Origin of the sequence: Pantoea agglomerans, from assembly GCF_021397715.1 — a bacterium.
GTDB classification, from domain to species: Bacteria; Pseudomonadota; Gammaproteobacteria; order Enterobacterales; family Enterobacteriaceae; genus Pantoea; species Pantoea astica.
Map to the genome: position 1 here is coordinate 1,256,720 of NZ_CP090207.1, position 22,649 is coordinate 1,279,368.

At 54.4% G+C, this 22,649-nt stretch carries 25 protein-coding genes and 1 tRNA gene; 16 read left to right on the top strand and 10 right to left on the bottom strand.

The window, feature by feature from the left end:
- Positions 1-95: 95 nt before the first annotated feature.
- From LZU96_RS06055 to LZU96_RS06070, 4 genes are all read left to right on the top strand, one after another.
- Positions 96-881, top strand: coding sequence for an IclR family transcriptional regulator (locus LZU96_RS06055; RefSeq protein WP_233987470.1), 786 nt, complete (start codon positions 96-98; stop codon positions 879-881).
- 7 nt (positions 882-888) lie between these two features.
- Positions 889-1,341, top strand: a complete 453-nt coding sequence (locus LZU96_RS06060; protein WP_233987471.1) for a universal stress protein — start codon at positions 889-891, stop codon at positions 1,339-1,341.
- 9 nt (positions 1,342-1,350) lie between these two features.
- Positions 1,351-2,154 carry a hypothetical protein gene (locus LZU96_RS06065; protein WP_233987472.1) on the top strand — a complete coding sequence of 268 codons (804 nt, stop codon included), beginning with the start codon at positions 1,351-1,353 and terminating at the stop codon, positions 2,152-2,154.
- Between the two features lie 254 nt (positions 2,155-2,408).
- Positions 2,409-2,690, top strand: a complete 282-nt coding sequence (locus LZU96_RS06070; RefSeq protein ID WP_233987473.1) for a hypothetical protein — start codon at positions 2,409-2,411, stop codon at positions 2,688-2,690.
- A 75-nt stretch (positions 2,691-2,765) separates the two neighbouring features.
- Here the strand turns inward: LZU96_RS06070 and LZU96_RS06075 are convergent, their stop codons facing one another.
- Entirely contained in the window at positions 2,766-2,927 is a 162-nt protein-coding gene (locus LZU96_RS06075; protein ID WP_233987474.1) for a hypothetical protein, read from the bottom strand.
- 263 nt (positions 2,928-3,190) lie between these two features.
- Between LZU96_RS06075 and LZU96_RS06080 the strand changes: the two genes are divergently transcribed.
- On the top strand, positions 3,191-4,066 hold the full coding sequence (locus tag LZU96_RS06080; RefSeq protein WP_233987475.1) for an SMP-30/gluconolactonase/LRE family protein: 876 nt from the start codon (positions 3,191-3,193) through the stop codon (positions 4,064-4,066).
- Positions 4,067-4,098: 32 nt separating this feature from the next.
- Here the strand turns inward: LZU96_RS06080 and LZU96_RS06085 are convergent, their stop codons facing one another.
- A complete protein-coding gene (locus LZU96_RS06085) occupies positions 4,099-5,319 on the bottom strand; it encodes an MFS transporter (RefSeq protein WP_233987476.1) in 1,221 nt (406 codons plus the stop codon).
- A gap of 263 nt (positions 5,320-5,582) precedes the next feature.
- Between LZU96_RS06085 and LZU96_RS06090 the strand changes: the two genes are divergently transcribed.
- On the top strand, positions 5,583-5,822 hold the full coding sequence (locus LZU96_RS06090; protein ID WP_233987477.1) for a hypothetical protein: 240 nt from the start codon (positions 5,583-5,585) through the stop codon (positions 5,820-5,822).
- A gap of 36 nt (positions 5,823-5,858) precedes the next feature.
- On the opposite strand, the gene LZU96_RS06095 is transcribed toward LZU96_RS06090, so the two are convergent.
- Positions 5,859-6,758: a DMT family transporter gene (locus LZU96_RS06095; RefSeq protein ID WP_233987478.1), complete on the bottom strand. Its 900-nt coding sequence runs from the start codon at positions 6,756-6,758 to the stop codon at positions 5,859-5,861.
- A gap of 180 nt (positions 6,759-6,938) precedes the next feature.
- On the opposite strand from LZU96_RS06095, the gene LZU96_RS06100 reads away from it, so the two are divergent.
- Positions 6,939-7,823, top strand: coding sequence for a helix-turn-helix domain-containing protein (locus LZU96_RS06100; protein ID WP_233988138.1), 885 nt, complete (start codon positions 6,939-6,941; stop codon positions 7,821-7,823).
- Positions 7,824-7,963: 140 nt separating this feature from the next.
- Here LZU96_RS06100 and LZU96_RS06105 read toward each other — a convergent pair whose 3' ends face one another.
- The 7 genes from LZU96_RS06105 to LZU96_RS06135 all read right to left on the bottom strand — a co-directional run bounded on the left by LZU96_RS06105 (position 7,964) and on the right by LZU96_RS06135 (position 15,367).
- Positions 7,964-8,269 carry a hypothetical protein gene (locus LZU96_RS06105; protein ID WP_233987479.1) on the bottom strand — a complete coding sequence of 102 codons (306 nt, stop codon included), beginning with the start codon at positions 8,267-8,269 and terminating at the stop codon, positions 7,964-7,966.
- Positions 8,270-8,560: 291 nt separating this feature from the next.
- Positions 8,561-8,635: transfer RNA gene (locus tag LZU96_RS06110), tRNA-Arg, on the bottom strand.
- A gap of 207 nt (positions 8,636-8,842) precedes the next feature.
- On the bottom strand, positions 8,843-9,919 hold the full coding sequence (locus LZU96_RS06115; RefSeq protein WP_233987480.1) for a fimbrial protein: 1,077 nt from the start codon (positions 9,917-9,919) through the stop codon (positions 8,843-8,845).
- Positions 9,904-12,312 carry a fimbria/pilus outer membrane usher protein gene (locus LZU96_RS06120; RefSeq protein WP_233987481.1) on the bottom strand — a complete coding sequence of 803 codons (2,409 nt, stop codon included), beginning with the start codon at positions 12,310-12,312 and terminating at the stop codon, positions 9,904-9,906. The genes LZU96_RS06115 and LZU96_RS06120 overlap by 16 nt, the downstream gene beginning before the upstream one ends.
- Positions 12,313-12,341: 29 nt before the next feature.
- Entirely contained in the window at positions 12,342-13,049 is a 708-nt protein-coding gene (locus LZU96_RS06125) for a molecular chaperone (RefSeq protein WP_233987482.1), read from the bottom strand.
- A 69-nt stretch (positions 13,050-13,118) separates the two neighbouring features.
- A complete protein-coding gene (locus LZU96_RS06130) occupies positions 13,119-13,715 on the bottom strand; it encodes a fimbrial protein (RefSeq protein ID WP_233987483.1) in 597 nt (198 codons plus the stop codon).
- Between the two features lie 722 nt (positions 13,716-14,437).
- Positions 14,438-15,367 carry a formate/nitrite transporter family protein gene (locus LZU96_RS06135; RefSeq protein WP_233987484.1) on the bottom strand — a complete coding sequence of 310 codons (930 nt, stop codon included), beginning with the start codon at positions 15,365-15,367 and terminating at the stop codon, positions 14,438-14,440.
- Between the two features lie 242 nt (positions 15,368-15,609).
- Between LZU96_RS06135 and ccmA the strand changes: the two genes are divergently transcribed.
- The 9 genes from ccmA to ccmI are packed head-to-tail and all read left to right on the top strand — an operon-like array spanning position 15,610 to position 22,568.
- Entirely contained in the window at positions 15,610-16,227 is a 618-nt protein-coding gene (gene ccmA, locus LZU96_RS06140) for a cytochrome c biogenesis heme-transporting ATPase CcmA (protein WP_233987485.1), read from the top strand.
- Complete coding sequence (gene ccmB, locus LZU96_RS06145; protein ID WP_233987486.1) at positions 16,227-16,886, top strand: heme exporter protein CcmB; 660 nt, start codon at positions 16,227-16,229, stop codon at positions 16,884-16,886. Before ccmA ends, ccmB begins: the two co-directional genes overlap by 1 nt.
- A gap of 57 nt (positions 16,887-16,943) precedes the next feature.
- Positions 16,944-17,684 (top strand): heme ABC transporter permease, encoded by a 741-nt coding sequence (locus LZU96_RS06150; RefSeq protein WP_094121021.1) that lies wholly within the window; start codon positions 16,944-16,946, stop codon positions 17,682-17,684.
- Positions 17,681-17,914 carry a heme exporter protein CcmD gene (ccmD, locus tag LZU96_RS06155; RefSeq protein ID WP_233987487.1) on the top strand — a complete coding sequence of 78 codons (234 nt, stop codon included), beginning with the start codon at positions 17,681-17,683 and terminating at the stop codon, positions 17,912-17,914. Before LZU96_RS06150 ends, ccmD begins: the two co-directional genes overlap by 4 nt.
- On the top strand, positions 17,911-18,396 hold the full coding sequence (gene ccmE, locus LZU96_RS06160; RefSeq protein ID WP_233987488.1) for a cytochrome c maturation protein CcmE: 486 nt from the start codon (positions 17,911-17,913) through the stop codon (positions 18,394-18,396). Before ccmD ends, ccmE begins: the two co-directional genes overlap by 4 nt.
- Positions 18,393-20,351 (top strand): heme lyase CcmF/NrfE family subunit, encoded by a 1,959-nt coding sequence (locus LZU96_RS06165; protein ID WP_233987489.1) that lies wholly within the window; start codon positions 18,393-18,395, stop codon positions 20,349-20,351. Before ccmE ends, LZU96_RS06165 begins: the two co-directional genes overlap by 4 nt.
- The gene (locus LZU96_RS06170) at positions 20,348-20,905 is read left to right on the top strand and encodes a DsbE family thiol:disulfide interchange protein (RefSeq protein WP_233987490.1); all 558 of its coding nucleotides are present in this window, start codon (positions 20,348-20,350) and stop codon (positions 20,903-20,905) included. The genes LZU96_RS06165 and LZU96_RS06170 overlap by 4 nt, the downstream gene beginning before the upstream one ends.
- Positions 20,902-21,357: a cytochrome c-type biogenesis protein gene (locus tag LZU96_RS06175; protein ID WP_233987491.1), complete on the top strand. Its 456-nt coding sequence runs from the start codon at positions 20,902-20,904 to the stop codon at positions 21,355-21,357. The genes LZU96_RS06170 and LZU96_RS06175 overlap by 4 nt, the downstream gene beginning before the upstream one ends.
- Complete coding sequence (gene ccmI / locus LZU96_RS06180) at positions 21,357-22,568, top strand: c-type cytochrome biogenesis protein CcmI (protein ID WP_233987492.1); 1,212 nt, start codon at positions 21,357-21,359, stop codon at positions 22,566-22,568. The genes LZU96_RS06175 and ccmI overlap by 1 nt, the downstream gene beginning before the upstream one ends.
- Positions 22,569-22,649: the final 81 nt, after the last annotated feature.

Here is a 22,649-nt window from a genome sequence, read left to right on the forward strand (position 1 = left end):
ATATTACATCCCGGTATGGTGTATTGCAATGTGGTACAGGCTGTAAAAAGTGCGGCGATCGCGCTACAGTAAGGCAGCTTAAAAAGGACGACGCTATGGCTCATCAACCCTCCAGCCGTGAGGATGAAAAAACGGGCGGTATTCAGGTCATCGCCCGTGCGGCAAAAATTCTGAATGCGCTGGGCGAACAGCCGGGCGGCATGAGCCTGGGTGAGATTGCTCAGGCGGTCGATCTGCCACGCTCTACCGTGCAGCGGATTGTTGCCGCGCTCGACAGTGCAGAACTGGTCCGCAGCAGCGGTGCGGGCGGACTGCGGCTGGGACCGGCATTGCTGAAGCTGATCTCCAGCGTGCATACCGATGTGGTCGATCTGGTCCGGCCGCTGCTGGAAAAACTCTCTGCCGATACCAATGAAACCGTCTCGCTGGCGCGCGCCAGCGGTACCCAGCTGGCTATCGTTCACTGCGTGGTGGCTTCGCGTGAACTGCGCGTGGTACCGCACATGGGCCTTAATCTGCCGCTTTACAGCACCTCCGGCGGACGGGCGCTGCTGGCATTAGAGTGCGATAAAGATGTGCGGGTGATTGTCGGCGAAGCCTGGCGGGAATTAACCGAGATGACGGTGAAAACCCTGCCGCAACTGCTGCAATTGATCAATGAAGTCCGTGAAACCGGCATCGCCGTGGATCGCGGGGAAACGCTGGAAGGCATCTCAACCATGGCGTTTGCTCTTGATACGCTGTTTGGCCGCTTCTCTGTCTCTTTGCTGGTGCCCTCTGCACGCTTTCACCGACACGAAGCGCGTTATCGTGATGAAATGCTGAAGTGTAAAGAGGCGCTGGTACGTGAAATTGGCAAAATCGCCGCTGTAGAAGGATAAGCATTCGATGAAAACCTTATTAATGGCCATTGATCATTCGCCGGTTGCGGAAAAAGTGGTTGCCCTGACGATTGAAGAAGCTCTGGCACACCGCGCCGAAGTGGTGGTGCTGTGTTGCGTCGATCCGGCTTACTCCTCCTGTAATCAACCGATGGAAATTGATGCCGGTGAAGATCCGGCCGATTTTGTTGCGGCGCAGGATGAGCAGAATACCGCCGAACTGGTGGTGCGCCACGCGCTGGCACCGTTACTGCGGGCCGGCATTAATGCTCGCGGTATGATCCTGGCCGGCGAAGCGGCGGATACCATCGTTGCGCAGTCGCTTCAGCTCAAGGCCAGCATGATCATTATGGGCCGCCGTCATCTCTCTTCTTTTAACCGACTGTTAAAAGGATCGGTCAGTGCCTCGGTGATTGAGCGTGCTCACTGCCCGGTGCTGATTGATGTGCGTAAGGATTAATGCCGTAGCATGACCTCTCTGTCTGTTATAACGCTGGCCGCCTTTGCGCTGCTGGCGCTGATTATTATTGTGCTGATTAAAACCACCCGACTGCGCCTTTGGCAGGGACTGATTATTTTTCTGCTGCCGCTGATCGTGGCGAATCTGCTGTGGTTTAGCTGGGTTGCGCCGCAGCAGGAGCAGACCCGGCAGCGCGAGCAGGCGATCGGTTACCTGGCGCAGATGCCCGGTTACCGGGTATTGCAGAGTCAGGAACCGGCGCTGTGGCAGCTACTGACCCAGGAACTGACGCGTCGGATTCGCGCCGGCGAACCGGTTGAACAGGCCACCGGAGAACTGCGCGGCTGGCTTATTGATGTGGTGAATCAGCGGCTGATGCGGGGAACGGATGCGGCGGTGGTGAACTACATACGCGTGTCGGTGGAGGAGATGCAGGCGCTCAATGCGCAGGACGCTGGTCTGTGCTTCCGGTTTCTCTATCCGCAGGTCAACGGCGGCGTTAATTTAGTGAAAACGCTCACGCCGTCGCTTAACCAGAAAGAGGCCGAGGCGATGGAGCAGTTGTTGCTCAATAGTACGCATCCACCGCAGCCGGTGGACAGCGCGCTGGCGCATCGCGATCTGAAACAGGTGGTCGCACAGCTTTATCAGCGCTGGGGCGATAAGCTGCAACAGCTGAACGTGCCAGCCGACACCGCAGTGGATCGTTCATCGATGTGTGCCATGTCAATCGATCTCTACAGCGCTATTCTCGCATTACCTGACAAGCGCGCGGCCAACCTGTTACGTAAAATGATTGCTGTTTCCGGTTAGCGACGGGCATAAAAAAGCCCGCTTAGCGCGGGCCGAAAGGTCAGGATGATTTTATTGTTCTGGCTTTTACCTGGTGTGGTACAGACTTCGTTTTGTCTGAAGGCATTTTGTCATACCCTCTCTGATAGTGATAGCCGTTTAATCGTATCGCATTAATCGGCTAAAACTTATCAAGTTTCCGTTTTTCGCGCATTAATCCTATGGATGCGCGACATGCTGCGTCATACACTGCGCAGCAATGTGAGGATAAATAAATGAAAAAACAGATTATTGGCGCGCTGGCGCTGATTTTGCTAAGCGGATGTACCGCCAGCAAACCCGGGGCATTTGAACGTATCGACGAAGATCCCAGCTCAAATACTGTCCAGTACCGCTTTGACCCAATGAAAGTCGATCGCGATGCGCTGGATATTGATCTGGCAAATTATTGCAATAAGAAAGGATTCGATAAGGTAGAAGCATTGCCGGCACAGGACAGCCATATTCCGGGGCTGAAAAAAGCCTGGTTCCAGTGTAATTATGCGGTTAAAAGCTAAATAAAATGGGCGGGATAATTATCCCGCCCTGAATGTTTCTCTTTCTTTTATTATGCTGTGTGACGTCTTTGCCCGTTAGCGGTGATGATGTCCGCCATGATACCCACCGTGATAGCCTCCATGATAGCCGCCGCCACCTCCGCGGTGCCAGCCATTGTCGTGCCGTGGTTCGATAATGCAGCCGCTTAATAACGTCATCAGCGCTACTACCGAAACGACTTTAATTAATCTTTTCATAGGAAAGCTCTCCTCTTTTCCAATGACTACGACGTTACGCTGGAAAAGTGGAGTGAAGATGCAGGATTTGTAGAGTTATTTAGGAAGATATTACCGGATATTTCATTTTGCTGAAATTTATAGCGAGGAAGCAGAAGAAAATAAGAAAGGGATGAATAGCGATTATTCTTAGCGAGAATTTTCTTAAAAGCAAGCGAAAATAATTCTCATTTAAAATGAATTATAGCTACATTATTAGCAGGACTTTTCATCGGGAGAGAAACATGGCGTATGAGGTAAAAAATGTACTGAAGTTGCAGGCTGAGCTGGGCGAATGCCCGCTCTGGTCAACCGGGGAGCAGGTGCTGTGGTGCGTCGATATTCTGGCACCGGCGATTCACCGTTTTGATCCCGCCAGCGGCGAACTGCAAACTTTTCCTCAGCCAGAAGAGGTGGGTTGCATTGGCCTGCGCGAGCAGGGCGGGCTGATTGCGGCCTTGCGCAGCGGCGTCTGGCTGCTGGACGCGCAGGGCAAACCAGAAAAAAAGGTAGCGGATAATCCGGGTGAAGCCGCACGCAGCCGTTTTAATGATGGCCGTGTCGATCCCTGGGGTAACTTCTGGTGTGGCAGCCTGTGGGAACCACAGGATAAAAATGGCGGGCTGTTATGCCGGGTTACGCCTGAGCTGAAGCTGGACGTCAAAGCGCGGGATATCAAAATCTCCAACGGCGTGGCGTTCTCTCCCGATCGACGCTGGATGTACCACAGCGACACGCCCAACGAAGTGCTCTATCGCTATCCGCTGGACAGCCAGGGTGAACCGGGTGAACGCACTGTTTTCCGTCGCTTTGACGCGGCTGGTGGCTTACCGGATGGCGCGGCGGTGGACAGTGAGGGATATTACTGGTCAGCGCAGTTTGATGGCGGGCGCGTCGTGCGTATCGATCCGCAGAGCGGCGAAATAGTCGACGAGATCCTGCTGCCGGTGAAGTGGCCTACCATGGTGGCCTTTGGCGGTGCCGATCTGAAAACGCTGTTTATCACCAGTTCGCGTGAAGATCGCACTGAAGAAGAGCTGGCGCGTTACCCTGAGTCAGGGGATATTTTTGCGGTTGAGGTCGACGTGGCGGGTATTGCAGAGCCGCGTTTCCGCGGTTGAGCAAAGGGCCGCGTTATCGCGGCCCCGGAAGATTAATGGCGTTGCAACACCGGTTTACCGGCCACCGGCTGATTCGGCAAACGGATGGTCAGTGACAGCAACAGGGAGATCACCAGCAGAGTCATAATCAGACTGAAGGTGACGGTAAAGCCGCCAAACAAGGAAGCCACCAGTGAACCCATCACGCTACCGATACCAAAGCCGAGATAGAGCAGCCCGTAATTTTTAGTCAGGTTGTTAAGGCCGAAGAAGTCACTGACCAGTGAAGGGAACACGGTGATGGTACCGCCGAAGCTGAAGGCGATGCAGGCTAACGACAGGAAGAAAGTGGTTTCATTCATATGGGTAAACAGCAGCACGCTCATTCCCGCCAGTGAAACAACCTGCGCCAGCGAAATCACCCGAATACGCATCATCTTATCCGAGAGCACGCCCAGCACCAGACGGCCGCTAAGGTTAGCAATGGCAATAACCGTCACCGCGTTGGCGGCAGTCTGGGTGGAGAGATGCACCAGACCTTCGCCGATATCCTTGGCGACACCAATCACATATAAACCGCTCATGCAGGCCGTCAGAAACATCAGCGCCAGCATCCAGTATTGTGGCAGACGTACTGATTGGGCCAGCGTGTAATCACGCGCCTGCTGCTGGCTGGTGCTGGCTGCGCTTTGCAGTGGCGCATCACGCATCAGCAGCGCGCCCAGCACGATCATCGACATGGCCAGCAGACCCCAGATGATAAACGTCTGTTCCAGACCAAACCGGCTAAGCAGCGCGCCGCAGATAAATTTAAAGCCCAGGCTACCAAGGCCGTAAGCCCCAATCGCACAGGCCGAGATCATCCCTTTACGCTCCGGGAACCACTTCACGCAGTTTGAGAGTGTCATCAGGTATCCGGCACCATCTGCCAGACCCACCAACAAACCCGCGCTGAAATAGAGCATCATCAGGTTATCGGCATGGGCGGTCAGCCAGAAGCCTGAAGCCATCAGCAGGCCTGCGCCGATAGTCACACGGCGAACGCCAAACCGCTCCTGCAGTTTTCCCGCCAGCGACGAGGCAATTGCCAGCCCTAAACTTAACAGGCCAAATGAGAAGGCGACCTGACTGATCGACGCATCCAGTTTTTGCGACAGCTGGCCGTTGAATAAACTCCATGTGTAGACCGAACCCAGCGCGAACTGAGTAATGACCGTTCCGATCAGTGTGAGCCAGCGGGTACGCTGGTAAGTAGCCTGTTGAGTCTGGTTCATTTTGTCTCTCCCGTCCGGGAATCCGGAAATTACGCTCAGAATAGGGCAGCCTTACGCGTGCGTGATGGGTAACGGCATGAACGGAAGCGGGGACGGCATGAAATGCCATTAACCAGGTATGAACGGCAGCGGGAGGAAGTAACCAAAGCGGCAGCTTAATGATTAAGCGTAATTAGCCGTAAGATAATGTTTCAGGCAGGCGATTTCACCAGCAACTTTGCAGATTTTTTGCCAGGCTAAGGGTTCACTTATCAGGAGGAAATATGAAAGACCGGACATATGAATCCATTACCAGTGAGGATGAGGTTTGCTGCATTATCGGTCAGGCAGTGATTGAACTGAGTGCAGAACAACAGCCTGTGACCAAATCGACGCTTGCGCTTAAATTATTGTCGATGGCCGATCGTGATAGTGACGATGAGCGTGTTCTGCTCTACTGGATTGCCCGTAAGGCAATTAATCAACCACAAAAACTTATTCAACAGCAGCAGCAATGGGCATGATGCTCATCCGGAAGCGGGCCGCAACCCGCCTCCACGTCAGACGATAGCGCGGCGACGGCTTGCCGGCCAGCGGGCAAACATCACCAGGTTGCCCAGCAAAATCATGACAAGGCCAGGGATGGCGCTGACATGCCATTCGTAACCTTCATAGCGGGTAGACAACGCCAGCGCAACCAGCGGAAACAGCACTGTTGTGTAGGCAGCCCGGCTCGATCCGATGCGACCCACCAGCGTAAAATAAGCGCCAAAGCCCAGCACCGACCCGACGATTGCCAGATAGCTCAATGCGCCCAGCCATTGTCCATTCCAGGCAGGCTCAAGCGACACGCCCTGCAGCAGTGACACCAGCGCCATCAGCAGCGCGCCATACAACATGCCGTAACTGTTGGTAGTCAGGACATCACGTTGCTGTCGCTGATGACGCAGGCTAATCATATTACCGAACGAAAAGCCCAGCGTGCCGAGCGCGCTCAGCCCGATTCCCCACATCAATTCGCTGGAGGCCTGAGTGTGACGCAGGTCGTGCCAGAACAGCGCCACAATACCGGCCATACCCAGCACTATCGCCGGAATCAGACGTGGAGAAGGGCGCTGGCCGAAGAAAATCCAGCTATTGACGGCGTTATACATCACCGCCATCGAGAAAATTACTGACTCCAGACCGCTGCTGATATAACCGGAGGCGTAGTAGAAGCAGACAAAGTTGAAGCCGAACACGCAGCCACCCTGCAGCAGGCAAAACAGATGATCGCGCAGGTTTAAGCGATGCAGCCGTTTCACCGCTTTCAGCAGCAACAGCATCACCAGCGAGGCCAGTAAAAAGCGCCAGAATACCGCCACGGTCACGGCGGTGATGCCTGCCGATTGTTGCGCATAGATGGCGATCCAGGTAGTGCCCCAGATCAGAACAACAGAGAGATATAAAAACAGGTTCATGGTCGCGTCCTTTTTCCCTAAAGCACACCAGTCTGCGGCCAGCTGGCGATGGTGTCTTGCATCAGGCTGCGTGAGATTTGCAAAATCTTGCGCATTTTTGAGTCGCCAGGGCGCGGCGGCCTGTTCTCGCCGCCGCCGGAGCCGTAAACTGGCCCTCTGTTCACTGACCCTGACATCATGATGCGCACTTACCAGACGTTTGAAACTCTGCAACGCCATAAAGCGCAACTGCGCGATCGGGTGCAGTTGCACAGCGGCCTGCAACTGGCGGCCTGGTTCAACAGTGGCGATCGCGTGACGACGCTCAGCGATCACCACACGCTGAGTCTCTATGTCGAAGGGGGCTACGATACCTGGCATAAAACTGCCCACGGCTGGCGTAATGGCGGGGCGCCGGATCGTTTCTGTCTGATGCCCGCGGGCATTGAATCGACGTGGGATTTGCGTGCCGATTTGGCCTTTGTGCATCTTTACTGCAGCGAAACGCAACTGCGGCATCTGGCTGAACAGGTCTGGGATCGCAGCCCGGCGCAGTTAAATCTGCATGAAAAAATCTTCTCAGCCGATCCGCGGATTACTCAGCTTTATCGCCACTTTCTGCTGAGCTGCGACTGGCAACAACCTGCCAGCCAGCTGACGCTCAGCAGCGCATCAACCTTATTGCTGACCCATCTGCTGCAGCAATATAGCGAAGTACAGTGGCAGCTCCCTCAGGTGCGCGGCGTTCTGGCACCGGTGGTATTACGTCGGGTGCTCGACTTTATTGATGCGCATCTCGATCAGCCGTTAACGCTGGCCGATCTTGCGTGCGAAGCGGCACTGAGTGAGTTTCATTTTGCCCGTATGTTTCGTCACACCGTGGGCGAAGCGCCACACCAGTTCGTGATGCGTCGCCGTATGCTACGAGCGCAGTTATTACTGGCGCAGCCGGGCCTGACGCTGACAGAAATTGCTCTGCACTGCGGTTTTCACTCTTCCAGCCACTTCAGCCACCGTTTTCGTCAGGTACATGGCGTGACGCCCTCGGCTTTTCGTCAGGCGAAGCGCCCAGCGCGGATTGAATAGCGGCGTTCACCGCACAAGAAACGCTTAACCGCAAACTGCGATAATCTGGCATCGCTCTCAGCGGCTGGCGGCTGTGAGGTTAAAGGCAGTCAGATAATAAAAAACCTCGCCGGAGCGAGGTCGTTTTACCCGTCAGGCCGTTACTGAATGGTAAACTGCCAGGAGCCCATCGGCTTGCGAACCAGCATCATGGTTTTTTCCACACCATCAATAACGACATAATATTGTTCATTGAGTTTGAGGCCTCTGGGAAACGATTCATTCCCTTCATAGCGCACCGTAATTTTATTGCCGAATACCTCTGCATCAGCCTCCTGACCAAACTGGGGCAGAGTAATTTTCTTTTTCACGCCTTGGGTCCTCGTTTTGATAAAGCGGGTGAGTAGCGAACCATCCTCGTTGTACAGCGTTGCTGTAATAGTGTAGCCGCGCGCAGAGACGATCACGATACCCCAGCCGCTATTACGTTGATGGAGAAGTCAGTTTACAGCTGATTAGGGCAGGCATATCTGACGAGAAAGTTACTGCTTTTGCGGAGATGCGCTTCCGGTGAGTCAGTTTATCTGTGATGGGCAAACGTCTTATCACATTCAGCTAAGAAGATATCGCCACTGCCGGAACCGGTGGAGCAGAGCTGAAGGTTTGTTTTCACGGCGGCAAGGTTTAAACGTTGTCGTACTCGGTACGGCGCGCGAATTAACGAGGGGTTTGGGGCAGGTAGCAAGGATGCGGCGTGCTGGTGTCCCCTGCAGGAATCGAACCTGCAACTAGCCCTTAGGAGGGGCTCGTTATATCCATTTAACTAAGAGGACGACGGCGCGCAGTATAACGTAGAAAGCGGCAAAGATTCACTACAACGCCGTGCGTTTGTTCATTCCGCCAGCAGTTTAGCGGTTCTCTCCCCAACATTACCGCTTTCCCCCGCTTCACCGGTGCCAGCTTTGCGTGAAATCCGTGCCGCCACCACCCTCATTTTGTGTAGCGCTGAGCTGTGCCAGCATCCGGTTTCTGCCCGTCTCTTATTCATACTCCATATAAATAATGATGGTTCCTACCACCGTTCCGGGCGTCGCGTTGGCGGCATCGTAGATTTTGTATCTGGCGCCAATATCAAAAGAGGTCAGCGATCCCACCAGATCTTTATTTTTCGTTAACGATGCCAGAGAAGTGGAGGCGGAATCGTAGCCGCTACTGAATTTCAGAGGATCAGCGATATCGTTAAACAGCTGGAATCCGATGCCTGTCGATGTGGAAGAAGCATTTCTGACAATAAACTTCGCGTTATCTACAAGATCGTTGCTGTAAGCCCTGAGATTAAAGGTTTTGGTCGCCTTACTGTTGATGCTGCCGCTACAGGAGAGCGGAATGGTAAAGCGCGTATCCGAAGCGTCGCCTGACTTGATAGTGAACAGCGTCGTCGAGGGCAGTGAGAACTGCTGATTCTGAATATTGCAGGTGGTACTGACCGGGACGAAGGTAACGTCAAAGGAGGCAAATCCTTTTAAATCGGAGTAGGAACTTGTCGCCGCGGCAGCTTTAGAAGAAACCAGTCCCCGCAATGCACTCGCTGTCGGGTAGGCATTGCTGCCGTTTGATGAAATAAAATAGAGCACCGGAATTTCAATTTTTCCGGTTGTGGTAGCAATGTCATACGCCGTGCCATCGACGACTTCAGCGTTGATGGTGATATCAGTATCAAACTCACTCGAGGCATAATCCTGAGTGATAAAAGCGCCAAACTCTTTGCTTGAGGCAGGAATAGAGGCGGTGAATCTAATATAGGTTTCCTGATCGCCAGTCACAAATTTTACCGTATAGCCACCCTCAAGGCCGTTGCGATAATAGAGCATCTCCCCACCGGTGACGCAGGTCAGTTTAAATCCGGAGAAATTTGAGCTGTTAGTGGTTGAGTGGCTACTGGTCAGTGACAGCATCGTTGCAAGTTCAATATCGTTAACGGTTGAAGTGGCTACCGCGCTCTTGCCAGTAGATAAATTCGACGCATCACAATAGGCTAATGCCTGGTTAACTGAAAACAGGCTCAGTCCGGTCAGCAGCATTATCGCCGTGGAAAGAATTTTTATAAATTTACGCATAGGTTTTCTCCGGTAAGCACGGCGTTTTTAATAATGCAGGACGGCTGGTTGTCCATCCGGACCATAATGTAATCGGGTAAGCTATCCGCTTTGACATAGACCAGGCCGCCCTGTGCCACATAGCCGAGTTCCTCATCTTTTTTGTTAAACAGAGAGGCACCAAACGTCAGTGGTTTTCCATCGGCATAATGGGCATGCAGGGAAAATGTTTGCCGGGTATCGGTCGCATACTTCACATAGGAAATACTGCCTTTCCATGGCGCGATTTTTTTAATATTGCCCTGAATGTCACTGGATGAATCTGAATTGAGGTAAAAGGTATTTTTACGCCACGGCGTAGCGTAGGGCACCAGCGCCTTCCCCTGTTTATTGGTATAAAGGGTCGCATTACCATTCACTTTCGCGCCAGCCACACCCGGTGCATCAATAATCACAAAATGATTTCCGGTTTGCGGTGAGGCCAGTAAGCCATGCTGCGACAACAGCAACGAGCCAGAAGCACCGGCACCATACTGGGTATAATGCTCTCCCTGGGTGACGTTACCGGTGAAGGTGGACCAGGGTGACGCATAAGAGACATACCCGCTGGAAGAGGCACCCTCATTGTTCCGATGATTAACCAACAGGTTATATCTTAAAGCGTCAGAGACTTTTTCATTCCAGCCGAGTGACGCGCTGGTCTGGCTTCCCTGCACGCTGGTAGATGCACTGACCGTGCCGTTGTGGTTAAACAGGCTCCACGGAATGCTCAGCGATAAAGTGGCATATTGCTCATCGCGGTAGACCGCCTTACGCCGGTTTTCCGCGTAAATTTCAGCATTGGTATAAATTCTTTTACCGGCATTAACGGACCAGGATATCTGATTGTAACTGTTACTCCATCCCAGACTAAACTGACGGGAAACCTTCGACGTATTCCAGTAACCCACCGCATAGAGTCCGGCATTGAGATTGCCATAACCCGCCGGAAGGCGCTGATCAAGCGTCAGGTTCAGGCTGTTTTTTTCCTGGGCACGGTAGCCAATCTGATCGCTGATAAACTCCGCGGCAGAATCGGACTGACTCAGGGTAGTGAAGTTTTTATCGCTGTGCGTCGCGCCAACCGTAACGGAGGTTTTGGTTGGAAAATGTTTATTTAACGCGACCCTGACTTTATCGCCCTGGCGTTTTTCCGGGTTGAGAGTGGCCTGAGTATATTGATAACTGGTGGTCAGCGTGCCCAGCCACGGCACAAGCAGGCCGCTACCTATCAGGCCGGACTGATAATTCTCGCTGGCAATGGCACCGGTCACCAGTGTCAGGTTGTTCCGGACACCTCTGGAATATTCCGCCTGGATAAAATCGCGTTGTTTAAACAGCGCATCGCTGCTGAATTTACCCGCATACATCACCCAGTCCGATGAGCCGCTTCGCAGCAAATTACCCGAGGAGGAGTAAGGAATAATGGTCGTGGTTTTACTGCCGTCTGCATTTTCAATGACCAGGTAAAGATCCGAACGGGAGCCGGTAGGCATCAGCTCAGAAAACTCAAAGGGTCCGGCGGGAACGCTTTGCTGGAAAATGATTTTGTCGTCCTGCAGGACTTTAACTGTCGCATTGCTGTCTGCAATGCCGCTGACGACGGGCATATAGGTCCGGTAGCTGTCGGGCAGCATGGCCAGCTCTTTCGTCAGGCTGACGCCGCGAAATTTAACGCTGTCGAACCAGGATGAACTGGTGTAGTCATCGCCTGCTTTTACCGTTGAACTGATTGCCGGCAATGACTTTTCAAGGTAGCGGGAGCGGTTAACCCAGCGTGAGTAGGTTTCATTACGATAATAATAGGTGTTATCACGGAAATGCCAGTCGGCAACGTTCAGCCCGCTGTTCAGTGTCAGGTAGAGGTTCGACTGATTATTGCCGTTACTGTAGTTTCCGGCAGAGTAGATAGCATTATAGTTGGTAAATATGCCGGGGATGCCTTTATCCCATAGCTCTGGCGGCATCCAGTTACGGTCATGAGAAATAATACGCGCCTGCGGCACGGTAATATCCAGCTGAAAAATATTCTGACGAAAATTGACTTCATCCTTTCCGACGATCTCATTCAGGGCGATCCATTCCTGACTGAGCGCCTCTTTTTGCACTGCCGGTTTAGTTTTATCCGTTTTTATATCTAACGCGGCCAGTGCATTGGCGGAAATCAGAAAACTATTTTTCCCTTCAACCTTTAACTGATGTTTGCCTTTCCACTCTTTATTGACGTAAATGTCGACGCTATAAATACCCGGGGCAATGGTATTCTTCTCTTCAGACCACGCTTCATTGGAGGCGCTGCCCAACATAAAGCCCTGGTTGAACTCTTCATTGGCATAGCTGCGCAGGCACACGGCGACACCGATAAAAATGAGCATTGTCTTCAAAAACGTCAATTGGCTTTTCATTAGCGTTTAATATCAACCGTTCTGAGTGTGCCGAAGTCATCGATAAAGGTCAGATAAACCTGCGCCTGTTTTGATAAAGCCGCTGAATGGGGAAGAGGTGTGCAGCTTAGCGGTTTTGCTAAAACAGTGGACTGCAGGAAATTATCCTTTTTGCTGCCATTTTTAACATGGCTTAATCCGGCGACGGTCACGTAATAGGGCGAATCATTTTTAATGCAGGCGCCATTATTCTGCTTAACCAGCGACAGGTAACTCTGCAGTTTATTAATGTCAGCTTTCAGATTGGCCGGCCGGTAAAAAACTTTCACCCGATTACGCACGGCGAACTGGATATAGCTGCCGCTTTTGTCTTTGGGATTAGGGGGAATATCAATGAAATTGAGCCAGAAAAGGCTTTCACGATCGGCTGGCAGTGAACCGGCAAGATTGTTTTTAACGACGGTCAGGATCTGACCATCATTCGCGCTGATGCGAACCACTGAAGGCACGACGGCCAGCGGTAATCTGAGATCTTCGGGTTTCGCATCAGGATTGCCATTATCTATCCATGCCTGAACCAGGTGAGCTTCGGCTGATTTATTGACCAGCTGGACGTTGACGCTTTTTTTATCGCTGTTATAGATGACGCGCGTGTTGTTCATAACCACACTGGCGCTTGCGACGCAGGAAAGAGTAAACAGTAATGTGCCTAAATAAACGCGTTTCATTTTCTGATCTCATTTTTGACATCCTTGTCGGGTTAAATTATCCGGATTTAACAATTAACCGCAGATCGATTAATCGTAATTGAAGGTATAGGTCGCGGTGGTCACAACAGAACCGGGTTTCACTGCCGCACCACCGTAGTTGTAGTAGTTGGCAAAGTAGTTCAGTGCTCCACTTGGGGAGACGTCATAGGTCGTTCCGTCAGTGGAAGAGGTGCTCAGACCGGTATCGAGTGCGCTATTAAGTGCGACCAGCTGGCTACCATCTTTGGTAATACCGATTCCTACGCCGCTGGCGGTGCCGGTACTGTTTTTCAGGTAGGTATTGTCTTCCGACACGTTACCGCCTGAGAAGGTGATTTTCAGTGTTTGCGCCGCTGCACTGGTGCTATCAAAACCGGCGCAGCCATCGACATTCAGCGTAAACGGTTTAGCATTAGTCGACACCACGCCCACAGCGGTACCCATATCGCTGCTGGTCACCGGGTTTAAATCAACGGCGAAATCGCTGCCGCTGTTGGTGGTGACATTACAGGTTGCATCAGTGACTGAACCGTAAAAGGTGATGGTTCCGCCGCCAACGCTTTCGGTGGTTGCGGCCAAAGCAACCTGACAGGTCATTAACAGGGCGAGTCCTGCGGTGACTTTATTAAACATTATTTTTTTCATGTTATAATCCTTATTATGCGTAACGTAACCGGCGTATATTTTCCGTGTTGACGTTACTTATGGTGTGGCGACGCTGGATTAATACCCTTGTCTGATTTTGTGTGTTAATAACAGGCGGCATAGTAATGCTAAAGGTGATGCTGAAATAAATATTATTATGTGAACTGATTGTTTAATTTAAATAGGTTGTTTTAAATTTACTGCGTTGCGCAGCTCTGGTGTTTATAAACTCTCTTTTATAAGGCGGGGTGACAAAGTAACACTACTCTTTACCGTTTTCCTGTTAGTAGTAAATCTAACAAAAAATGCGTTAGGAAAATATCCATTTATTTCGATATCCATCTTCAAATGGAATCTTGCGTTAATTTAAGGGTGTTTTTGTGTGATTGGAGGCTGGCTTTATTAACATGCATTCCAAAATGAGAATGCGGTCCCGACGGAGAATGACGTTTATTGACAGAGGGATAATTTAATTTACGATTGCAGCCTGGTGATTGCAAATAATTCTTTATTCACGCTGTGCAGATTATTTTTGGCGGGGAGTAAATAATCGCTGAAGCGAATGCGTCATTCACTTTAAGGCAGTTATGGCAGTTATGGCAGTTATGGCAGTTACGGCAGTTATGGCGAATATGACGTGATGCGAATTAATGGGTGAAGCGGGGGAAGAGGGCGAGCGGTGTTGGACCAGCCCACGCCGCATCGCCATCTTCCTCCTTTAATTACTCTTCCTGTTGTTCGCGCTCGCGACGTTTCTCCTGCTTTTTCTGGTCGGCTTTGGCTTTGGCGACCGCCGCCTCGCTCATATCGTTGCGGATCTGCGCATGGCTGATCAGGGCAAAAATCAGGGTACCGCCGGTGATATTACCTAACAGCGTGGGCAGGGCGAAGGGCCAGAGGAACTGATGCCAGGGAATGCTGCCATTAAAGACCAGGTAAAGCACCTCGACCGACCCTACAACGATGTGCGCCAGATCGCCCAGCGCCACCAGCCAGGTCATCATCACAATCACCACCAGTTTGGCTCCGCCGGCAGAGGGGAACATCCAGACCATAGTGGCAATAATCCAGCCGGAAATCACCGCGTTGGCAAACATCTCGCCTGGCGTGTTTTCCATCACTTTCATGCTGATGTCAGTAAACGCCTGGCGGGTTGCATCATCAAAGATCGGCATCTCATTAAAGGCCAGCGCTGCCAGCGCGGTGCCAATCAGATTGCCCAGCAGCACGAAGCCCCATAAACGCAGCAGCAGGCCGACATTGCCCCAGGTCGGCTTGTGCATCACCGGCAATACCGCGGTAACGGTGTTCTCGGTAAACAGCTGCTGGCGCGCCATAATGACAATCACAAACCCAAAGGTATAACCGAGATTTTCCAGTAAAAAGGCCCCTGGCACGCCCTCAAGATAAACCTGAAATATCCCTTTCGCCATCAGTGAAGCGCCCATCGATAAGCCGGCTGCAATGGCTGACCAGAGCAGAGCCATACCGTCGCGTTCCAGCTCTTTCTCCCCATCCTGACGAATCTCTTCATGTATGGCTGCAGCACGCGAAGGTAGCGCCTCCTCGTCGACCTCTATTTCTTTACCCTCGTCCTTTTCATCACTTTCAACGTCATTGTGATCCTGTTGGTTACCTGATGAAGGCTTCATATTTTCTCCTGGTGATAGTGCTGTGGCGTAATAAGCGTAGCTGCTTTTTATTTGCCGATAATGTAACGAGGGATATGAATAAGCGTAACAAGCTTTTTCGTGGCTGCATTTTTAAGCGACCACCACGGCACACCGCACTTATCGCCTCCTGAAGGCCACTCTGAACGGCGCGGCAAACTTCGGCCCACAGCAACATTATGGTATTATCCTGGCCTTCTTTTAGCTGGTGCGATCCCCCCTTCATGTTGGAAATCATTACGCTCTCTTGTGTACGCGATGAACGAACGCTGTTTCATCAGCTCTCTTTCAGCGTTCATGCTGGCGACATTGTGCAGTTTGAAGGGCCAAATGGTGCCGGTAAGACATCGCTGTTGCGTTTAGTGGCGGGATTAAGCCGGCCAGAGCAGGGCGAGATACGCTGGCACGATCGTCCGATCGCGCAGCAGCGTGAACAGTGGCACGCTTCACTGCTTTACCTGGGGCATCATCCCGGCGTGAAGGCGGTGCTCTCCCCATTAGAAAATCTGCGTTTTTATCACCGCGACTGCGAAGACGCGCAGATTTTTGCCGCGCTGGAAAGTGTGGATCTGCTCGGTTATGAAGAGGTGCCGGTGGCGCAACTCTCTGCCGGCCAGCAGCGTCGGGTCGCGCTGGCACGTTTATGGCTCAGTCGCGCCACCCTATGGATTCTGGATGAGCCGCTGACCGCCATCGACAAAACGGGCATCGAAAAATTAATGATGAAATTTGCTCAGCATGCCGATAACGGCGGGGCGGTGATCGTGACGACCCATCAGGATCTGCCCGATCCTGCAGGGCGCGTGCGTAAAATTCGCCTCAGCGCGGCGGAGTCAATCTGATGCTGTTTCGTCTTATTCAGCGTGAATTGCGCATTGCCTTTCGCGGCGGGGCCGATGTGGTTAACCCGCTGTGGTTTTTCCTGATCGTCATCACCCTGTTTCCGCTGGGTATCGGGCCCGATCCGCAACAGCTGGCGCGTATTGCGCCGGGTGTCGCCTGGGTCGCCGCACTGCTGGCCTCGCTGCTGGCGCTTGAGCGGTTGTTTCGCGATGATTTTATCGACGGCTCACTGGAGCAACTGTTGCTGCAGCCGACGCCGCTGCCGGTCACGGTAGTGGGCAAAGTGATTGCGCACTGGCTGGTCACCGGATTACCGCTGATTGTCCTGTCGCCGCTGGCGGCACTGCTGTTATCGCTCGATTTTAATGGCTGGTGGGCGATGGCGTTAACGCTGCTGATCGGCACGCCGACCCTGAGCTTTCTCGGCGCCATCGGCGTTGGATTAACGGTGGGATTACGGCGCGGCGGCGTGCTGCTGAGCCTGCTGGTGCTGCCGCTGGCGATTCCGGTGCTGATTTTCGCCAGTGCGGCCATTGAGGCTGCCAGCCAGGGGTTACCGATAGGTGGCTATCTGGCGATCCTCGGGGCTATGCTGCTGGTCAGCGCAACGCTCTCCCCGTTTGCGACCGCGGCGGCGCTTCGGATCACGCTGCAATGAGTCCGTCACGGCGGCGCAGCGCCCAATAACTATTAACCGTAAATGTGAGCACTTGCTATGTGGAAAGCGTTACATCAGCTGGCTAAACCCGACCGGCTCTACCAACTCTCTGGTCGTCTGGTGCCCTGGTTCGCCGTGACCGGCCTGGCAGCGCTGCTGTTGGGTTGGATCTGGGGATTTGGTTACGCACCGGCTGATTATCAGCAGGGCGACAGTTTCCGCATTATCTATATCCACGTTCCGGCCGCCATGTGGTCGATGGGCATCTACGCGTCAATGGCCATCGCGGCATTTTGCGGGCTGGTGTGGCAGCTGAAGATGGCCGACCTGGTCTCTGCGGCAATGGCGCCGGTGGGCGCGGTGTTTACCTTTATCGCGCTGGTTACGGGCTCGGCGTGGGGGAAACCGATGTGGGGCACCTGGTGGATCTGGGATGCGCGCCTCACCTCTGAGCTGGTGCTGCTGTTCCTCTATATGGGTGTTATTGCGCTCTACCACGCCTTTGACGATCGTCGCACCGCCGGACGTGCCGCCGGTATCCTGATTCTGGTGGGCGTGGTGAATCTGCCGATCATTCACTACTCGGTTCAGTGGTGGAACACTCTGCATCAGGGCTCCTCCGGCATACTGCAACAGGCGATCGCGCCGGTGATGCGTACGCCGCTGCGCTGGGCGATTCTCGGTTATCTGCTGCTGTTTATCACCCTGACCCTGATGCGGTTACGTAATCTGATTTTATTAACCGAACGCCATCGCCCCTGGGCCATCAGCGTAGCGAATAAGGGAGAGAAAGCATGACGCCGGCCTTTTCCTCGTGGCACGCCTTCTTCGTCATGGGCGGTTACGCCTTCTATGTCTGGCTGGCGGTCGCCTGCACCCTGATCCCGCTGATCGGTCTGGTCATACACACCCTGCTGACACGCCGTCGTCTGCTGGCGCAGATTCGCCAGCGTGAGGCGCGCGAACGCCGCATCCGCACTGCGAAGAGTAAACAAGCCGCTGCTGATGCGGCAGGAGAAAGCCTGTGAATATCCGTCGACGTAATCGTCTGTATGCCGTGCTAGCGATTCTGATCGGCCTCAGCCTGGCTACCGCGCTGGTGATGTATGCGCTGCGCTCGAACATCGACCTGTTTTATACCCCGAGTGAAATTCTCTACGGCAAAGGCGAGGCGCATGAGATACCGGAGCCGGGTCAACGGTTGCGGGTTGGTGGCATGGTGATGCCGGGCAGCGTCAAACGCGATCCCAACACGCTGGCCGTCTCATTCAAACTTTACGATGCCAATGGTGTCGTCAGCGTCAGTTTTGAAGGGATTTTGCCGGACCTGTTCCGCGAAGGGCAGGGCGTAGTGGCACAAGGGGTGCTGGAGTCGGGCAACCGGATTACTGCCAAAGAGGTGCTGGCGAAGCACGATGAAAAATATACGCCGCCGGAGATTGAAGACGCGATGAAGAAAAATCACAACGGCCCGCAGTCGCTGTATCAGCCAGGAAAACAGTCATCATGATGCCGGAAATCGGAACCTTTCTGCTCTGTCTGGCACTGGGTATTTCGCTGCTGCTCAGCACCTATCCGCTGTGGGGCGCAGTGCGCCAGGATGCGCGCCTGATGGCAATGGCGCGTCCGCTGGCCGCTGGCCTGTTTGTGCTGATTGCCGCGGCATTTTTGCTGCTGGTCTGGGCGTTCATCGCCAACGATTTTACCGTCAGCTACGTCGCCACCAACTCCAACAGTCTGCTGCCGGTCTATTACCGCATCGCTGCCACCTGGGGCGCTCATGAAGGTTCACTGCTGCTGTGGGTGCTGCTGCTCAGTAGCTGGACGGTGGCGGTGGCGATCTTCAGTCGCGGCATGCCTCAGGATGCGCTGGCCCGCGTGCTGGCGGTGATGGGAATGATCAACCTCGGTTTCCTGCTGTTTATCCTGCTGACCTCCAATCCGTTCAGCCGGACCTTGCCCGACTTCCCGATTGATGGTCACGACCTGAATCCGATGCTGCAGGATATCGGCCTGATCTTCCATCCGCCGCTGCTCTATATGGGTTATGTCGGTTTCTCGGTGGCGTTCGCGTTTGCTATTGCCTCCTTAATGGCCGGACGGCTTGATACCGCCTGGGCGCGCTGGTCGCGTCCCTGGACTACCGCGGCCTGGGTATTTCTCACCATTGGTATCGTGCTCGGTTCAGCCTGGGCCTATTACGAACTCGGCTGGGGCGGCTGGTGGTTCTGGGACCCGGTGGAAAATGCCTCGTTTATGCCGTGGCTGGCGGGCACGGCGTTAATGCACTCGCTGGCGGTCACCGAAAAGCGCGGCACCTTTAAGGCCTGGACGGTGTTGCTGGCCATTACCGCGTTCTCGCTCAGCCTGCTCGGCACCTTCCTGGTTCGTTCCGGTGTGCTGGTTTCGGTTCACTCTTTTGCGTCCGATCCGGCGCGCGGCATGTTTATCCTCGCCTTCCTGGTGATTGTGATTGGCAGCTCGCTGCTGCTGTATGCGATTAAGGGCGGTCAGGTGCGGAGCCGGGTACAAAATGAAACCTGGTCACGCGAATCCTTCCTGCTCAGCAACAACGTACTGCTGATTGCCGCCATGCTGGTGGTGCTGCTCGGCACGCTGCTGCCGCTGGTGCATAAGCAGCTGGGACTGGGCAGCATCTCGGTGGGCGAGCCATTCTTCAATACCATGTTCAGCTGGCTGATGGCGCCGTTTGCCTTGCTGCTGGGGATCGGGCCGCTGGTGCGCTGGCGTCGTGACCAGCCACAAAAGCTGGCGAAACGGCTGGCGCTGGCGCTGATCGTGACGCTGGCGGGCTCAATCCTGATCCCCTGGTGGTTGCAGGATCGTATTGCTGCCATGACCGTGGTCGGTCTGCTGATGTCGCTGTGGATCATTGTGCTGACGCTGCTGGAACTGCATGAGCGCGCCACTCATCGGCACCGCTTCTTTAGCGGACTGCGCCATCTTTCGCGCAGCCACTGGGGCATGGTGCTGGGCCATCTTGGCGTCGGCGTCACAGTGATAGGCATCGCCTTCAGCACCCAGTACAGCGTCGAACGCGATGTGCGCATGAAGGCGGGTGACAGTGTGGACATTCACCACTATCACTTTGTTTTTCGTGGCGTCCAGAACCTTCAGGGTCCGAACTACAGCGGTGGCGCGGGCCTGATTGAAGTCACGCGCAACGGTAAACCGGAAGCGATGCTGCAGGCTGAAAAGCGTTTCTACACCGCCGCGCGCACCATGATGACCGAGGCGGCGATTGACGGCGGCTTCAGTCGCGATCTCTACGCGGCGTTAGGCGAAGAGCTGGATGATGGTGGCTGGGCCGTGCGGATCTATTACAAACCCTTTGTGCGCTGGATCTGGTTCGGCGGTCTGTTAATGGCGCTGGGTGGCCTGTTCTGCCTGTGCGATCCCCGTTATCGCGCCCGCAAAAAAGCGACACCTGAGGAGCTGGCATGAATAAGAAAATCCTGTTTATTCCGCTGGTGCTGTTTCTGCTGCTGGCGGCGGCGCTGCTGTGGCAGCTGTCACGCAATGCCGAGGGCGACGATCCGACCCGGCTGGAGTCGGCACTGATCGGCAAACCGGTGCCGCTGTTCCGGCTGGAAGCGCTGGACCAGCCGGGTAAAGTTTACGATCAGCAGGTGCTGACCGACGGCAAGCCGATTCTGCTGAACGTCTGGGCCACCTGGTGCCCGACCTGCCGCGCTGAACATCACTACCTGAATAGCCTGGCGGAGCAGGGCATTCGGGTGGTGGGACTGAACTACAAAGACGATCGTAACAAAGCGGTCAGCTGGCTGAATACGCTGGGTAACCCCTATGCGCTCAGCCTGTATGACGGCAACGGCATGCTCGGGCTGGATCTGGGGGTTTACGGCGCGCCGGAAACCTTCCTGATCGATGGCAAAGGCATCATTCGCTATCGCCATGCCGGCGATCTGAATGAGCGTGTCTGGCAGCAGGAAGTGAAGCCGTTGTGGATCAAATACAGTAAGGAGGCCGGAGCATGAGGCGTCTGTTACTGCTGGCCTGCGGTCTGCTGTTCAGCTTCAGCCTGTGGGCCACTATCGATACCCTGCAGTTCGATTCGGTAGCGCAGGAAGAACAGTACCGCGATCTGACCGCTTCGCTGCGCTGTCCGAAATGCCAGAACAACAGCATCGCCGACTCGAACGCGATGATTGCGGCGGATATGCGTCTCAAGGTCTATCAGCTGATGAAGCAGGGCCAGGATCGCCAGCAAATCATCGATTACATGGTGGCGCGCTACGGCAACTTCGTCACTTACCAGCCGCCCGTGACGCCATCAACGCTGATTTTGTGGGTTGGACCGGCGCTGTTCGTGCTGCTGGGCGGCGCAGTTATCGTGCTGCGCAGTCGCCAGCGCAAAACCCGCAGTGAGCTGGACGAAGATGAACAACAGCGTCTTGATGCGCTACTCAAGTCAGACAGGAAGCCGTAATGAGTGCATTTTGGATCACCCTTTTACTGTTATTACTGGCGGCCTGTGCTCTGTTCCTGGCCGCGGGCTGGCGGCAACGTCAGACCAGCGCGGGCGATCGCGATCGTCTCAATCAGCGCTTCTATCATCAGCGGCTGAGCGAGCTGGCGCAGGACGAAGAGCAGGGCGTGGTGGCGGAGCGGCCGGTGATGGAGCGGGAACTGCAACAGACGCTGCTGGCCGATATCCCGCCCGCCACTGCGCTGCAGCCGCACAGCAGCAGCCGCTGGATATTAGTGCCGGGACTGATTCTGCTGCTGGTGGTGTCGCTGGGGACTTATCTGAAAGTCGGCGGTCTGACGCAGCTGATCGGCTGGAAGCAGGTAGAGCAAGCGTATCCTGACTTGCGGGCGCGGTTAATGGACCCGGCAGCCAAACCGCTGAGTATGGAAGAGCTGGCACGGTTGCAGCTTGGGCTGCGCAGCGCACTGCAGTCGGAACCGGATAATCTTAACGACTGGACCATGCTGGGCCGGCTCGGCATGGTGCTGAATAACGCCAGCGTTGCCAGCCAGGCGTTTGAACGGGCCCTGCAGTTAGCGCCCAATGATACCGGGCTGAAGCAGGATTACGCCGAAGTGCTGACTCGCTCCAGCGATCCGCAGGATAACCGCCAGGCGGCGCTGCTGCTGCACGAATTGCTTAAAGCTGATGGTCACAACCTGCGTACTCTGGGCCTGCTGGCGTTCAATGCCTTTGAGCAACAGCAGTACGATCAGGCTATTGATGCCTGGCAAACGCTGCTGACGCTGTTACCGGCCAGTGATGAGCGGCGTGCCATGATTGCCCGCAGCATTGAACAGGCTAAAACCGCCGCCGGGCAGCAGAGCAGCCAGCTGGCGCTGACTATCAGCCTGACGCCGCAGGCAGAAAAAATGTTACCGCAAGGCGGAGTGTTGTATATTTCTGTGTCTGATGGTGTCTCGCCGGTGCCGGTAGCCGTGAAGCGCATGCCGCTCAGCCACTTCCCGTTATCGCTGACGCTGGATGACAGCAATGCCATGATGCCGGATCGCCTGCTGTCGGCGCAGCATCAGATCCAGGTCCGGGCGCGAATTTCGCGCGACGGCAGCGCCAACCCCCGGACGGGGGACTGGTCGGGTCTGAGTGCGATCACGCCCTGGGATGGTCATCAGCAGATAGCAGTAGAAATTAATCAACAGCAGCCCTGAGCGCGTGACCGATCACGTTCAGGCGGACCCCGTGGCAACCCCGGCTGACGTGAAGTTAGCTATGCTGATGGGATATGCAGG

Bases quoted from the DNA above. Each gene is read 5' to 3' on its own strand.
- LZU96_RS06175 (WP_233987491.1), top strand. From the start codon at position 20,902: ATGAGGCGTCTGTTACTGCTGGCCTGCGGTCTGCTGTTCAGCTTCAGC.
- LZU96_RS06165 (WP_233987489.1), top strand. From the start codon at position 18,393: ATGATGCCGGAAATCGGAACCTTTCTGCTCTGTCTGGCACTGGGTATT.
- LZU96_RS06150 (WP_094121021.1), top strand. From the start codon at position 16,944: ATGTGGAAAGCGTTACATCAGCTGGCTAAACCCGACCGGCTCTACCAA.
- ccmD (WP_233987487.1), top strand. From the start codon at position 17,681: ATGACGCCGGCCTTTTCCTCGTGGCACGCCTTCTTCGTCATGGGCGGT.
- LZU96_RS06170 (WP_233987490.1), top strand. From the start codon at position 20,348: ATGAATAAGAAAATCCTGTTTATTCCGCTGGTGCTGTTTCTGCTGCTG.
- LZU96_RS06130 (WP_233987483.1), bottom strand. From the start codon at position 13,715: ATGAAAAAAATAATGTTTAATAAAGTCACCGCAGGACTCGCCCTGTTA.
- LZU96_RS06085 (WP_233987476.1), bottom strand. From the start codon at position 5,319: ATGAACCAGACTCAACAGGCTACTTACCAGCGTACCCGCTGGCTCACA.
- LZU96_RS06090 (WP_233987477.1), top strand. From the start codon at position 5,583: ATGAAAGACCGGACATATGAATCCATTACCAGTGAGGATGAGGTTTGC.
- LZU96_RS06055 (WP_233987470.1), top strand. From the start codon at position 96: ATGGCTCATCAACCCTCCAGCCGTGAGGATGAAAAAACGGGCGGTATT.
- LZU96_RS06125 (WP_233987482.1), bottom strand. From the start codon at position 13,049: ATGAAACGCGTTTATTTAGGCACATTACTGTTTACTCTTTCCTGCGTC.
- LZU96_RS06080 (WP_233987475.1), top strand. From the start codon at position 3,191: ATGGCGTATGAGGTAAAAAATGTACTGAAGTTGCAGGCTGAGCTGGGC.
- ccmA (WP_233987485.1), top strand. From the start codon at position 15,610: ATGTTGGAAATCATTACGCTCTCTTGTGTACGCGATGAACGAACGCTG.
- LZU96_RS06065 (WP_233987472.1), top strand. From the start codon at position 1,351: ATGACCTCTCTGTCTGTTATAACGCTGGCCGCCTTTGCGCTGCTGGCG.
- LZU96_RS06060 (WP_233987471.1), top strand. From the start codon at position 889: ATGAAAACCTTATTAATGGCCATTGATCATTCGCCGGTTGCGGAAAAA.
- LZU96_RS06120 (WP_233987481.1), bottom strand. From the start codon at position 12,312: ATGCTCATTTTTATCGGTGTCGCCGTGTGCCTGCGCAGCTATGCCAAT.
- LZU96_RS06115 (WP_233987480.1), bottom strand. From the start codon at position 9,919: ATGCGTAAATTTATAAAAATTCTTTCCACGGCGATAATGCTGCTGACC.
- LZU96_RS06135 (WP_233987484.1), bottom strand. From the start codon at position 15,367: ATGAAGCCTTCATCAGGTAACCAACAGGATCACAATGACGTTGAAAGT.
- ccmI (WP_233987492.1), top strand. From the start codon at position 21,357: ATGAGTGCATTTTGGATCACCCTTTTACTGTTATTACTGGCGGCCTGT.
- ccmB (WP_233987486.1), top strand. From the start codon at position 16,227: ATGCTGTTTCGTCTTATTCAGCGTGAATTGCGCATTGCCTTTCGCGGC.
- LZU96_RS06100 (WP_233988138.1), top strand. From the start codon at position 6,939: ATGCGCACTTACCAGACGTTTGAAACTCTGCAACGCCATAAAGCGCAA.
- LZU96_RS06095 (WP_233987478.1), bottom strand. From the start codon at position 6,758: ATGAACCTGTTTTTATATCTCTCTGTTGTTCTGATCTGGGGCACTACC.
- LZU96_RS06075 (WP_233987474.1), bottom strand. From the start codon at position 2,927: ATGAAAAGATTAATTAAAGTCGTTTCGGTAGTAGCGCTGATGACGTTA.
- LZU96_RS06070 (WP_233987473.1), top strand. From the start codon at position 2,409: ATGAAAAAACAGATTATTGGCGCGCTGGCGCTGATTTTGCTAAGCGGA.